The organism is Paenarthrobacter sp. RAF54_2, from assembly GCF_052113945.1.
Classification (GTDB): Bacteria; Actinomycetota; Actinomycetes; order Actinomycetales; family Micrococcaceae; genus Arthrobacter.
Window position 1 is genome coordinate 53,860 of record NZ_JBFRDV010000028.1, and the last position, 12,785, is coordinate 66,644.

9 protein-coding genes and 1 pseudogene are annotated in these 12,785 nt (G+C 59.6%); 4 read left to right on the top strand and 6 right to left on the bottom strand.

Annotated elements, in window-relative coordinates; translation table 11 throughout:
- Positions 1 to 163 precede the first annotated feature (163 nt).
- From AB4Y87_RS22120 to AB4Y87_RS22130, 3 genes are all read left to right on the top strand, one after another.
- Entirely contained in the window at positions 164 to 952 is a 789-nt protein-coding gene (locus tag AB4Y87_RS22120) for a citryl-CoA lyase (protein WP_442006404.1), read from the top strand.
- A 232-nt stretch (positions 953 to 1,184) separates the two neighbouring features.
- The gene (locus tag AB4Y87_RS22125) at positions 1,185 to 2,072 is read left to right on the top strand and encodes an SDR family oxidoreductase (protein WP_442006405.1); all 888 of its coding nucleotides are present in this window, start codon (positions 1,185 to 1,187) and stop codon (positions 2,070 to 2,072) included.
- Between the two features lie 282 nt (positions 2,073 to 2,354).
- Positions 2,355 to 3,533, top strand: a complete 1,179-nt coding sequence (locus tag AB4Y87_RS22130; protein ID WP_442006406.1) for a thiolase family protein — start codon at positions 2,355 to 2,357, stop codon at positions 3,531 to 3,533.
- Positions 3,534 to 4,311: 778 nt separating this feature from the next.
- Here AB4Y87_RS22130 and AB4Y87_RS22135 read toward each other — a convergent pair.
- The 4 genes and pseudogenes from AB4Y87_RS22135 to AB4Y87_RS22150 form a co-directional block, all read right to left on the bottom strand.
- Positions 4,312 to 4,543 (bottom strand): annotated as a pseudogene (locus tag AB4Y87_RS22135) (integrase core domain-containing protein); the annotation flags it as partial.
- 276 nt (positions 4,544 to 4,819) lie between these two features.
- Positions 4,820 to 6,535 carry a CocE/NonD family hydrolase gene (locus AB4Y87_RS22140; protein ID WP_442006407.1) on the bottom strand — a complete coding sequence of 572 codons (1,716 nt, stop codon included), beginning with the start codon at positions 6,533 to 6,535 and terminating at the stop codon, positions 4,820 to 4,822.
- 23 nt (positions 6,536 to 6,558) lie between these two features.
- Positions 6,559 to 7,509, bottom strand: coding sequence for an alpha/beta hydrolase (locus AB4Y87_RS22145; protein ID WP_442006408.1), 951 nt, complete (start codon positions 7,507 to 7,509; stop codon positions 6,559 to 6,561).
- A gap of 554 nt (positions 7,510 to 8,063) precedes the next feature.
- A complete protein-coding gene (locus tag AB4Y87_RS22150) occupies positions 8,064 to 9,017 on the bottom strand; it encodes an alpha/beta hydrolase (protein ID WP_442006409.1) in 954 nt (317 codons plus the stop codon).
- Positions 9,018 to 9,851: 834 nt separating this feature from the next.
- Between AB4Y87_RS22150 and AB4Y87_RS22155 the strand changes: the two genes are divergently transcribed.
- Complete coding sequence (locus AB4Y87_RS22155; RefSeq protein WP_442006410.1) at positions 9,852 to 11,297, top strand: APC family permease; 1,446 nt, start codon at positions 9,852 to 9,854, stop codon at positions 11,295 to 11,297.
- A gap of 101 nt (positions 11,298 to 11,398) precedes the next feature.
- On the opposite strand, the gene AB4Y87_RS22160 is transcribed toward AB4Y87_RS22155, so the two are convergent.
- On the bottom strand, positions 11,399 to 11,548 hold the full coding sequence (locus AB4Y87_RS22160) for a hypothetical protein (RefSeq protein ID WP_442006411.1): 150 nt from the start codon (positions 11,546 to 11,548) through the stop codon (positions 11,399 to 11,401).
- A gap of 135 nt (positions 11,549 to 11,683) precedes the next feature.
- Positions 11,684 to 12,667: an aldo/keto reductase gene (locus AB4Y87_RS22165; protein WP_442006412.1), complete on the bottom strand. Its 984-nt coding sequence runs from the start codon at positions 12,665 to 12,667 to the stop codon at positions 11,684 to 11,686.
- Between the last annotated feature and the right edge of the window lie 118 nt (positions 12,668 to 12,785).

Below are 12,785 nucleotides of genomic sequence, written 5' to 3' on the forward strand. Positions count from 1 at the left end.
GCGATCTAGGGGAACTGCCACAGTACTCACGACGCTCGCATCGCGGAACTGGTACCTCGCTGCGTTGGCTGTTAGGCGCGATATAGGAAACCAGCGTGCACGCTCGGAACATTCGGTGCGCAAGCTATTGAACTACAGGTAAAACTAGAACTGAGGATATCAAGTGACCACACGTGATACGAATGCTTGGGAAACTGACATAGGGGAAGTCGAGAAGGACGATGTAATTATTCGGGGACACCGTCTGAGTCAATTGATCGGGAATACTTCATATTCTGAGATGATGTACCTGGTTCTTACCGGGAACCGTGCAACACCTAGTCAGGCTCGCGTTCTTGATGCTCTACTCGTCTCGGTGATGGAACACGGAATATCGCCGTCGAGTACCATCACCAGAATGCTCGCGTCATACGGGGTTCCCATTCAAGTAGGGATTGCAGCCGGAGTAACCACCTTCGGCGACATCCAGGGTGGCGCTGGACAACAATTGGCATTGAAGTTGCAATCTGTTGTTCATCGAATAGCCGAAGATGGCGAGGTCACCGATGAATCGCTGCAGCGAGCCGCCAAGGAGATTGTGGCTGACAGCAGGGCAAGGCGTGCCCCTCTTGAGGGGTTTGGTCATCCGCAACACGGTGCGGATCCGCGCTTTCCTATTCTGATGGGTATCGCCAAGGAAGAAGGGGTCTTCTCCCATCACTCGACATTGCTGGCCCACCTGGAACACGAGCTGAGTCAAGCGGTTGGGCGCAAGATCCCAGCGAACGTCGATGGCGCGATTGCAGCTCTCATTCTTGATCTCGGGTTCACCTGGGAGACGACGCGAATCTTCCTGGTCGCACCGCGGTCTGTCGGCCTTGCAGCCCACTACCTGGAGGAGGTTGCACAAGGAAACACCTGGCGGCACGTTCCTGCCGACCAGGTAATTTACACTGGCCCAAGCCCATCGTAATTGGTAATCCAACACTGATGACAGGGTTCGAGTGGCAGTTTTTGGCGTTGCCGCTGCGGTCATTTCGYATTTCTCACAATCAACTTATGTGAAGTCTTGCTGTCTGAGTTCCTGCGTGTTCAGTTGAGCGACGACACAACTGCGTGGAATTTCAGTGCATCGCTGCGTGGCTCGTGACAATCTCGCTCGAGCATCAGTATTAAAGAACGATCGAATGAATGGGAGAAGGCTTATGGGTGTTCTGGATGGAAGAGTGGCGATTGTGACTGGCGCCGGACGCGGTCTCGGCCGCGAGCACGCCCTGCTGCTTGCGGCCGAGGGTGCGCGTGTGGTTGTAAATGACGTTGGGGGAGCGAGCCCGGACAATGGTCCGGCGCATGACGTGGTTGCCGAAATCATATCCGCTGGCGGGCAGGCCGTGGCTAACACTGACAGCGTCAGTGACTGGGATGGCGCCCAGCGGCTGGTCGAAACCGCCATCCGCGAATTCGGAGACCTCCATGTGGTGGTAAACAACGCGGGCATCATGAGGGATCGAACGTTGATCAACATGACCGAGGAGGAGTTTGACTCGGTGGTGGACGTCAATCTAAAGGGTACTTTCGCTGTCAGCAGGCACGCGGCTGCGTATTGGCGTAACCAATCAAAATTGGGGTTGGCCGCAGACCGGGCGATTATCAATACCTCCTCGGCCGCGGGTCTACAGCCTGGGGCAGGCCAGACGAACTACGCCGCAGCGAAGGCAGGAATCGCTGCCATGACGCAGGTCGCTTCAAAAGAGCTCAAGAGGTATGGCGTACGGGTCAACTGTATTGCGCCGGCTGCGCGGACCCACTTGACTCTGTCTACGCCGGGGCTCAGTGAACGGGTTGCGGAGCCCGAATCCGAGACGGAGTTTGACAGCTGGCACCCCGGAAATATCTCGCCGCTGGTCGCGTTCCTGGCGGCCGAGCGCTGCGCCCTCTCCGGCCATATGTTCCGTGTGGTGGGTGATCTGATCGGAGTCTACGAAGGATGGCGGGTCGTAGAGACATTCGAGAACGGTAGCCGCTGGAGTGTGCCGCAGATCGAGCAGGCACTTGTCGGCGTCGCAGTCGAGCCCGTCGCCCAAGAAGCCTGAGCGTAACGCGTCCTTCCATTGCCGAACGGGAGAGGCTCCGTGCCCGAATTCGCCTGCTCACACAGGTGCTTGCGTCCCCGCACCGGTGAGGGGACAGGTGCGTTTCGTCGCGGTGGAAAACTGCTGACCGAGACGTTGGCAAGAGTCGCCTGATTCGGAAGTCGATCCAAACACTTGATTACCAACCAGTAAGTGTTAGACTACCCAAAGGCTACTTGAGCAAACAACCCGCACTGGAGCGGAGCCTTTTCGTTTTTGTTGAGAGAGTGAATTGGAGTAACTATGACCGACCGCGTAGCGATCGCTGGAATTGGAATGACTTCTTTTGGGAAGTTTCTTGATCGATCGGTGAAGAGTCTCTCCGAGGAAGCTGTGAGAATAGCGCTGGAGGATGCCGGAATCGATGCGGACAAAGTAGACCGCGTCTACTTCGGCAACTCGGCGTCTGGAGTCATCACCGGGCAGGAGATGATTCGAGGCCAAGCCGCGCTCAGGAACACGGGCCTCATGGGCAAGCCCATAATCAATGTGGAAAACGCTTGCGCTACGGGCAGCACAGCGTTCCATCTGGCGTGGCAGACAGTGGCCAGTGGCCAGGCAGATGTTGTGCTGGCAGTGGGAGCGGAGAAGCTGAGCCATGCAGACAAGACCGTCTCAATCGCAGCGTTCGGAGGTGCGGTAGACAAGGAAGAAGAACTGCCCTCGCATGTTGGCTCCGGCAGCGGCTCCATTTTTATGGACATTTACGCAGAACGTACTCGCAGGTACATGGACGCCACGGGAACGACGCCAGCCGATTTTGCTCGAATAACCGTCAAGAGTCGTCACGCTGCGTCGCTCAACCCCTTCGCGCAGTTTCGTAAAGAGACGACGGTCGAGGAAGTGCTGGCAAGTCGGATGATCAGTGAACCGTTGACGCTTCCTATGTGCTCTGCAATCGGCGATGGGGCAGCAGCGGTGGTCCTGTGTTCGGCTCGTGTGGCGTCCAAGCTCTCAAGGTTCAGGCCTGTTTGGGTAGCAAGTTCGGCGCTTGTTTCGGGCTCAGCAGATCCGACGAAGCCGAACGCTTCGTCTCGGGCTGCGAAGGTGGCTTACGAGGCAGCTTCGATTGGTCCCGAGGACGTCCATGTGGCAGAGGTTCACGACGCATCGGCCCCTGGTGAGCTAATCAATTACGAAGTCATGCAGTTCTGTGCGCCGGGGGGTGCTGCGGAACTGTTGCGCAGTGGTGCGACGGACCTTGGCGGAAGGATATCTGTCAATCCGAGCGGTGGTTTGCTCAGCAGGGGCCACCCGATTGGCGCCACGGGAACCGCTCAGATTTTTGAACTGGTTCAACAACTGCGCGGGGAAGCGGGTGCACGGCAACGGGAGTCGGCAAAGGTCGCCGTAGCGCAGAATTCTGGCGGGCAGGTTGGCGGAGATTCTGCTGCAGCGGTGGTCTCAATCCTCGTAGCCTAGGTTTCTTTCGCTGCCAGCATGACTAACGAGCCTGGCGGCCTTGGTCTAAGGTCGGGGTAACCGGGCGGATTGTCCTCAAGAGGGGATGCGGCGCTGTCCGCATCCCCTTTGTGGACTGCAGTTACCTAGCTGGGATTGGTCGTTGTACTCCCGTAGCACTGAAGGATCCCTGCCGGTTGAGCGGCCGGCGCCGTTGGCCCAGAAGCGTTGACGCGCTCAAGCAACTTTAAGCTGAGGGACCGGGATATCGCTCGGTCCACCTGGTTTAATGCCCTCACAAAGCTGGGCGGAACTGCGTCGAAGATGTCCTTGTCATGAGCGGATATGAAAGCGCCCGTATCGTTACCACGACAGTGTCGGGGCGCTGGTTCCCGAACTACAGCGGAAAATCCATTGCGACATACGTGAACGCGACCAGCAACTTGCGACGATTTCGCTTCGCGGCCTCCCTTGCCGCCAGGGCGCTGTTCACCGGGTAGCCCGGCACTGAGTGTCTCGGATCCCGGTTTCGAATGCGGGGTGTTAGGTTGGCCCTTCAACGCAGCGTGAGATTAGGAATTCCACCTGCTCATCCTCCCGCAGGCTAATACAGGAGGCCTTAACGTACAGGACCTCGGTGAAGTCCTTAGACTGCGTTAACTTTGAGTGCGTGTTGTGTGAATATGATCGGGCGGCCAGTTGGAATGAGGTCCAGGGTTCTGGGCCGCACTCAACTTAGAGGGCTACGTTCTCCGTTGCGGCGTCACCACGAGACAAAGCCCACGGGCCCTAGGTGTACTCAGTCAGTAGGTTGTTTGCACCTGCTGATGGGTGGTTTGCCTCCGAGGCTGCCGTGCGGCCGGTGGTTGTTGTAGAGGTTTGGCATGGCTGCAGGCGTGTATGCGGGCCTGGTTGGAAGTGAATGGTTGGCGGTAGGCCCAGCCTTCTTGAAGGGTGCGGTTGAAGCGTTCTGCTTTGCCGTTCTGCCAAGGGTGGCGGGGTTTGATCAGGATGTGCTTCGCGCCCAGTTGGGCCAAGGCGTTTTGGAAGTGCGTCACTTCCAGTCACCTGTCAGCAGTCTGCCGGTAGATCGAGGGCTGGTTCCCCATATCTGGATTGCTGGGAGAAACTCCGGATACGGCGTTCAGTAACCGTCTCAATCAGCTGCAAAGCGAAACAGAGTCCCCGACTTTACAGTGTGGGGCAGGGCGAATATCGATAGCATCGGAGGTATGTAAGCCTGCGGCGTACGATCCGGGTCAGTGGGCACTGGGCCACCTGGTCTGCGCAGTGCCCACTGAACTCATTTAGGTGCGGGGAACTTGTTTCTCTTCCGTTGGGACGATGGGGAGTTCGATGTATGACGGGCGGCTGGTGTCATGGTAGAGCCGCTGATGTGCGGGGACGAACTCCGTCCCGGCTTGGTCGCCGGTGTTGAGGTTCCGGTCCCACCGGGGGAAGCAGCTGTTGGTGATCTGCACCCTGATCCTGTGTCCGGCCAGGAACACGTTGCTTGTTGACCACAGGTCGATCTCGATCTCCTGAGTCTCGTCAGCACCGTGGTTTATGCGGAGGATTCCGTCGGTCAGGTTCAAGGATCGTCCGTCGGGGTGCACGTCGCACAGGCGGGCGACCCAGTCTGTCGAGGGCGCTGAGCTCTGGACGTGCAGCCGTACCCGGATCGGCCCTGTTACCTCGAGGTCCTCCCTGAGGACCTCGGAGGTGAAGACGAGGACGTCCGGTCGCGACTCGACCGGTGCCTGGTCATGGGGTCCTCGTCCTGGTGTGAGTGCCATTGGCCCACCGTACGTGGGGACCGGGTCGGCGGGGTCGTAGTTGATCTCACTCGGTCCTGCCCCGATGGGCAGTGCCTTCGTACTGAGGCCGCCATCGGCATGCAGGTGCCAGCGCTCGGTGCGTGAGCGTTGCAGGGGCCAGGTTTCCTCGTCCCGCCATTCATTGCGTCCCATCACAAATATCCGTACCGGCGCCGGGGCACTCACGGGTGCATCGTCGGTGAGGTGGCTGCGGAGAAACGCCAGCACTTCATCGCTCCACTTGCCGTTTGGATGGGCTCCCGCGTCCCGACTGGACATGATTCCGAAGTCCTGAGCGCCGATCCGGTTGCCGAAGTCCTCGTGGGTCCATGGTCCGATGATCAGCCGCGATTCTTGGCCGAGGTTGCGCATTGCTGTGAAGTTGTCGATGGTTCCCTGCAGGCAGGTGTCGTACCAGCCGCCAGTGTGCAGGCTGGGGATCTGAACACGGGAGTGGCTCCCGGCCACCCGCATGTGCTCGGTTGCCTCCAGGTCAGTGGCTGCGCCCGGCGCTACGAACACCGGCGTGCCGTGCCGTCGCAGCACGGGCAGTTCGGTGACCGGCAACTCCCAGTAGCCGTCCTTCTCGAGACCGTCGAAGTCTTCAATAAGGGCGGAAACGCGGGCCGCCAACTCATCCTCCGTCAGGCCCTGACGTGACAACCAGTCGAAACCGGCAGCCAGCGACCACGATGTGATCACTGTGAACTGCGTCGCACCGCCGCGGGCTACCAGGGCCTCACGCGGCTCCGTCCACGTCATCAGGGGCGTGATCGCCTTCAACGCGGGCGGCTGCTGAAGCGCGGCCTGCCATTGCGTGTTCCCGCAGTAGCTGCCACCGACCATGCCGACCCGCCCGTTGGAGCCGGCAAGCTGGGCGGCCCAAGCAATGGTGTCAAAGCCGTCTGGACCCTCGTGCTGCAGCGGTTCCCATTCGCCCTCTGAAGCGTAGCGGCCGCGGACATCCTGGATGACCATGATGAACCCTTTTCGGGCCACTTCTGTCGGAGAGAAACCATTCCAAACGTTGTCCGCAGCACCGGCCTTGTTGTAAGGCGTGCGCACCACCAAGGTAGGCCAAGACCCGTCCCCCGCAGGGCGGTAGATATCGGCCCGCAGCACGACGCCGTCCCGCATCCGCGCAGGGACATCAAGTGTCACCTGCACTGAAGTTGACGTGTCAATAACCTCGTTTGTGGTGTTCATGCCCTCTGCTTTCGTGTTCTGGGTCATTTGGCTTCAACCTGGTCGCGGAAGATCCATCGGAGTGTTTCGGGGAAGACTGCGCCGGCGTGCCCGAGGGTGTGTCCGCCGGTGCCGAATACGAACATCGAATCGTAGCGGCGGTACTTCAGGGCCGCGTCGAGGTCGTGGTTGGCGATGGGGATATTGCCGTAGACGATATCGACGTCGCGCTTGCCGGATTGGTGCCAGACGCGGATTGGCTTGCGTGGGGTGCGCCGGACCATGCTGGGGAGGTTGTTCGCACCCAGGATGTTGATGAAGCTGCCGCAGTGCGCGATCACGTTTCCGAACTCGTCCGGGCGATGGAAGGCCGCGGTGAAGGCCCCGGCGCCACCGGAACTGAAGCCGCAGATGACGCGGGCCTTCGGGTCATCTGTCAACCGGACTTTGGTCCGGATGACGGGAAACAGCTCCTCCACCAGGTAGCGGGCGAAGTCCTCACTGACAGTGTCGTACTCGACAGCACGGTTCGTGCTCCCACCGTAGATCGGGTAGCCCGGTCCTGTCTCGCCCGGGTTGTGGAAGAGGCCAACGGTCATGGGGATCTCGCCCGAGTGCACGAGGTTGTCCRGCACTGTGGTGGCGCGAACCTTCTCTCCGGTGTACTCCAGGCCGTCCAGGCAGATCATCAGGTTGACCGATTTGGCCTCTTCGGCCCCGTGGGGCAGGTACAGGTAGACGCTGCTGGTGACGCCAGGGTATACGGTGTGACTGGTCCACCTGAAGTGGTAGTACTTCCCGGCAGGAACGCCCTCCTGCGGCAGCGATTCGGATGTCAGGCGGTACTCGGACACCGTGTCGTTTTCTGATAACTCGTAAGTAGCGATGTCCTTACTCGGGACGGAGTTCGCCAAGTCTTCGTCGTTGGTCATCATTCCCCAGTGGTCGAGATCCACCAGTTCGAGCTTGGTTGCAGTTGCCTGCGCATGGGTCATGGTGGAACACCCTTTCTTCTTTTCAAGCTGGTCGAGGTCGTGTCTCGAAATCGCAAACCACTTGGAGCTCAGCCGTGATAAGCACTGAGAAACCAACACCAAGCACTCTGAGGACGGCGGCTGCGGGCCACGTCAGGTTGGGCTTTCGCGCCACGCTGGTTCCGTTTGGGTACGTACCCTCAGGTGATCTCCCTAGATTTGTAAGTATTCGACACCTTCAATTCAGCAGCGTGCATTGATTTTGCCTTAAGTTGAATGCTTCAGGTAGTGGTGGTTTAACCAATCGGCGAGCCATGATTTGGTGTTGTTTCAGTGTCCAGACTCTTTTGCTAGGTGTCGCCCGCGTCACAAGCGTCAGTGACAATTGTGACGCGGGCGAATAGTCGTGGACACGAGAGGTGCTGGGCGGGTCATTAGGTGCGCGGTCCTAATCGAGTAAATCTGGCAGCCAGCGCGRGGCCCTGTAGCTCCAGGGGTCCAAACTAAGATTGTGCTGCGGTGCCCTCAGCCTGTGAAGAGGCGTTCTTTGAAGCGAAGCGTCGACTAAGCGCGATTCATTTGGCTTCAACCTGGTCGCGGAAGATCCATCGGAGTGTTTCGGGGAAGACAGCGCCGGCATGCCCGAGGGTGTGGCCGTCGCTGCCGTACACGAACATCGAATCGTAGCGGCGGTACTTCAGGGCCGCATCGAGGTCGTGGTTGGCGATGGGGATGTTGCCGTAGACGATGTCAACGTCTCGTTTCCCCGTCTGGTGCCATACCCTGATCGGCTTTCGCGGCGCCCGCCGGACCATGCTGGGGAGGTTGTTCGCACCCAGGATGTTAATGAAGCTGCCACAGTGCGCGATCACGTTCCCGAACTGATCTGGTCGGTGGAAGGCTGCGGTGAAGGCGCCTGCTCCGCCGGAGCTGAAGCCGCAGATGACGCGGCCTCGCGGGTCCTCGGTCAATCGGACCTTGGTCCGAATGATGGGAAAAAGCTCTTCCACAAGGTAGCGGGCGAAATCCTCGTTGACCGTGTCGTACTCGACAGCACGGTTGGTGCTCCCACCGTAGATGGGGTACCCCGGTCCTGTCTCGCCTGGGTTGTGGAACAGGCCAACGGTCATGGGGATCTCGCCTGAACGTACAAGGTTGTCCAGCACTGTGGTGGCGCGAACCTTCTCTCCGGTGTAATCCAGGCCGTCCAGGCAGATCATCAGGTTGACCGAGTCCGCCTCCTCCGCCCCGTGTGGCAGGTATAGGTAGACGCTGCTGGTGACACCCGGGTATAAGGTGGGACTGGTCCATCGGAAGTGGTAGTACTTACCGGCGGGAACTCCGTCTTGAGGAAGCGACTCCAACGTCAGGTTGTACTCTGACACCGTGTCGTTTTCTGACAACTCAAAAGTAGCCAGATCCTTGTTCGGAGTCTGGTTATCCTCCGACAGGACAACATCAGGTGACATTCCCCAGTGGTCAAGCCCTACAAGTTCGAGCTCAATCGTGGCTGTCTGCGAATGGGTCATGTGTGAATCACCTTTCCTTTCATATGGTCGTGATCTCTTACCTTGCTCAACTGCACCGCATCAAACGGTGGGCGATCGCCTGGCCCGCGGTTGCCACCGACGTATTCGGAGACATCCGAAGAAGCGGTTCGTAGGCCCTGTGGAGTAGTGGACTGCCGCTCGTGGCGCTGGCTCGAAACTTTTCGAGTACTGACCACATCGTCAGGATCTGCTTAGGCGTCCCCGCCGGCTCGCCCTGATTACGTACCCTAAGGTGGCCTCCTTAGGTCCCGTGAGTGACTTTGGAGCTGCCATCCCCAGTGCACCAATCCAACGCCTTCACGTCAGCAGCATGAGTCGACTTTTCCCCAAGTGGAAATGCTTCGACAAGTGGTGGTTTAACCAATCGACGCGGAAGGACTTGGGGCTATTCCAGTGCACAGACCACATCGGGGGAGTGGGTCAGCCAACGTCACGGATTATGCCTCTCCTCTCGCGATCTATGGCAAAGAATTCGACGGCGGCAGCAACGTCGAGAACCTCGTCGCCAAGGTGCACCCCAAGTCGTGCAGCTCCGCTTCTGCTGCCAGCTTGACATCGGGGCGCTGAGCGCTCGCGATTGGGAGGACGCCAAGGTCCAGAAGACCCGTTCGTAAAAGATCTAGTTACGAGCGGGTGACCAAGCAACGAACATCGTAATCAGTTGCAGATCCCAAACACCGAGCATGCTCTCGTGACAGTGACTACGCACTCCTAAAGGAGCAGCCACACCTGCCGGCCCGAGATGAAGGCACGACACCGTCTCGGGGACAAACTATTCTTTTCCTGGAAGGCACTGACCGAAAAATGGACGTAATGAGTTCAATGAAAACTGAGGTGCAGCCAACGAGCCAGCCACACCTCAAGGGCAACATGGGGTTCCTCTCCCTGTTCTTCAGCGTAGTGGCGTACAACGCCCCCCTGGTCGTCGTCATCGGGGCCATCCCCATCATGGTGAGCAGCGGGGCAGGCCTGGGCACGCCAGTGTCGTTCATCATTGCAGGGGCCATCCTGGCGGCCTTCGCGGTCGGCTTCACACGCATGTCCAAGATCATGCCGAAGCCCGGCGGCTTCTACTCCATGATCACCGCCGGCCTCGGCAGGGAAATCGGCCTCGGCTCCGGTCTCGTGGCCCTTATGGGATACTTCTGTGTMTATGCCGGAAGCTTCGCGTTCGGAGGTGTCGTACTCGGAGAGCTGGTACATGGCACCCTCAACGGCCCAGACCTCCCTTGGTATGTTTGGGGCTCCATCTTCTGGGCCGCCAGCGCAATTTTGGGCTATCTTAAGGTCGAACTGTCAGCAAAGGTGCTGACCATCTTTCTGCTCCTCGAGGTCGTCATCGTCGTAGCTTACGACTTCCTGGTCTTCGTCAACGGCGGTGCCGGTCATCATGGCATCTCCGTAGCGCCGCTGAGCCCGACTCACTGGTTCGATGGTTCCTTCGCTCTGGGCTTGCTCTTCGCTCTCGGGATGTACGGCGGCTTCGAGGTGACCGTCTTGTTCCGTGAGGAGGTCCGTGATCCCAGCCGAACGATCCCTCGCGTCACCTATGCCGTGATCGCCTTAGCTATGGTCGTGTACGGTCTGTCCGCACTGTTGTTCATTAACTCAATCGGCCTCGACAAGGTCATCGAAATGGTCACAGCCGACCCCACCGGATCAATGACCCAGAGCCTTCAAGCCTTCGGCGGGAACGTCCTCTCGGACGCTGCGACGGTCATGGTCAATACGAGCACCTTTGCTGTGGTCCTCGCCGCGCATAACATCACAGCACGCTACTCCTTTAACCTGAGTGCGGACGGAATCCTCCCGCAGAAACTGAGCAGCGTGCACGCCCGCCACGGCTCGCCGCACATCTCGTCCGTTGCGATCAGTGGGGCAGGCCTCGTCGTGAACCTGGTCGTGATCTTCACGGGCATAGAAGCCATTGACTTCTACACGGCGATGCTTGGGATCACCAGCTTCGTGATTCTCGGTGTGATCTTCGTTGCAGGAATCGCAGTCCCGATCTACCTGCGCCGCCATGGCCGACAGCACTCGGTTTGGAGCAGAGTCGTCTTCCCGACCTTGTCAATTGTCGGCCTGGGGTCCGGACTGGTCCTCGCGGGGGTCAATTTCCCCCTTCTGGTCGGCGGCTCGAACGTCCTCGCCACCATCTTGATGGCACTGATCGTCGGCATATTCGTGCTTGGCTTTGCCCTCGCCGTGGTTTACCGGCGGACCAAGCCGGGCACATATGCCCGAATCGGCCGACAGTAAGGTTCGGCATCACTTAGGCGGGAGGAAGCCGAAAACTCGGAACTCAACGGTGCACCCCCATAAGGGGGCGATGTGACTGCTCCCTGAGAGCTGGACCGATGTTAGGTCCCATTCCCGGGGAGCAGTCTCATGCAGGTCGGCATATTGTTCCCGGAGCATTCCTGCGTCAGGCGGTTGGGATCGGAGAGAACCTGGACTACTCCGGCAGCATGCTCGGATTTGGCGCCAGCGCTGACCTTTGGCGTGCTCATGATTGGGGCGCTCCAAGGCCTGACCAACGGAATCTTTCCTTCACGCCAGCCCTGGTTCAGGCAGAGGAGATCCGGGACTTTCTCAAGCCTCGGCGCGTCCGCCTCCCGCCCGGCGACGACGGCGCCCCGGGGTAGTCAGTCCCAGGTGGGAACGCTTCCGTCGATGTAGCGGGCACCGAATGAACCGTTCGGGAGGATGGATGCAATGCGGTCCACGTCTGCGGGGTCGAGAGCAAGGTCGACGGCTCCGACGTTTTCAGCGATACGGTCCGGGTTGCGTGTGCCGGGGATCGGCACGATGTGGTCTCCCTGGGCGAGTAGCCAGGCGAGGGCGAGTTGGGCGACGGTGGCGCCCTTGCTCTGGGCCAGGGCGGTGAGCTCCTTGGTGGCTTTGAGGTTCCTCTCGTAGTTGCCGGGCTGCCAGCGCGGGTCGTTGCGACGCATGTCGGTCTCGTCGTACTCATTCGCGGGTTTGGTTGTGCCGGTGAGGAACCCGCGGCCAAGCGGGGAGTAGGGCACAAATCCGATCCCGAGTTCGGTGAGGGTCGGAAAGATCGTCTCCACCTCACGCTCGAACAGGGAGTACTCGGTCTGGAGCACCGAGACGGGCTGGACGGCGTGGGCGCGCCGGATCGTAGCAGGCCCGGCCTCGCTCAGGCCGAAGTACTTGACCTTCCCAGCGTCGATCAGTTCTTTGACAGTGCCGGCGACGTCTTCGATCGGAACCTGCGGGTCGACGCGGTGCTGGTAAAACACGTCGACATAGTCGGTCCCGAGGTAGCGGAGGCTGTTGTCCAGGACGTTGCGGATGTTCTCGGGCCGGCTGTCCTCGCCCAGGGCGCGGGTGAAGCCGAATTTCGTCGCGATCTGGACGTCGTCTCGGAAGTCCTTCACCGCCCGTCCCACGATCTGCTCGTTGTCGCCCCACCCATAAACCTGGGCGGTATCGAAGAATGTCACTCCGAGATCGTAGGCCTTCTGGATGGTGGTGACACCTCCTTGCTCGTCTCGCAGGCCGTAAGCGACCGAGATTCCCATCGCACCGTAGCCGAGCGCTGAGGTTTCAAGTCCCTGCTGGCCGAGTTGTCGTGTCTGAATGGTCTGCTTGTGGATCGTCATAAATACAGCCTACGCCTTATCTGACAGTTCATGCCATAATGTGCGTAATCTGCCAACCCGTAGCGGAAGGCTTCAGTGCCTCGTCGGGCCCATGGCCTTCTGCCTCGGATGCGACAGT

What these genes read in the sequence shown, in the direction of transcription:
- AB4Y87_RS22125 (WP_442006405.1), top strand. Translation starts at nt 1,185, where the DNA reads ATGGGTGTTCTGGATGGAAGAGTGGCGATTGTGACTGGCGCCGGACGC.
- AB4Y87_RS22130 (WP_442006406.1), top strand. Translation starts at nt 2,355, where the DNA reads ATGACCGACCGCGTAGCGATCGCTGGAATTGGAATGACTTCTTTTGGG.
- AB4Y87_RS22140 (WP_442006407.1), bottom strand. Translation starts at nt 6,535, where the DNA reads ATGAACACCACAAACGAGGTTATTGACACGTCAACTTCAGTGCAGGTG.
- AB4Y87_RS22150 (WP_442006409.1), bottom strand. Translation starts at nt 9,017, where the DNA reads ATGACCCATTCGCAGACAGCCACGATTGAGCTCGAACTTGTAGGGCTT.
- AB4Y87_RS22160 (WP_442006411.1), bottom strand. Translation starts at nt 11,548, where the DNA reads ATGAGCACGCCAAAGGTCAGCGCTGGCGCCAAATCCGAGCATGCTGCC.
- AB4Y87_RS22165 (WP_442006412.1), bottom strand. Translation starts at nt 12,667, where the DNA reads ATGACGATCCACAAGCAGACCATTCAGACACGACAACTCGGCCAGCAG.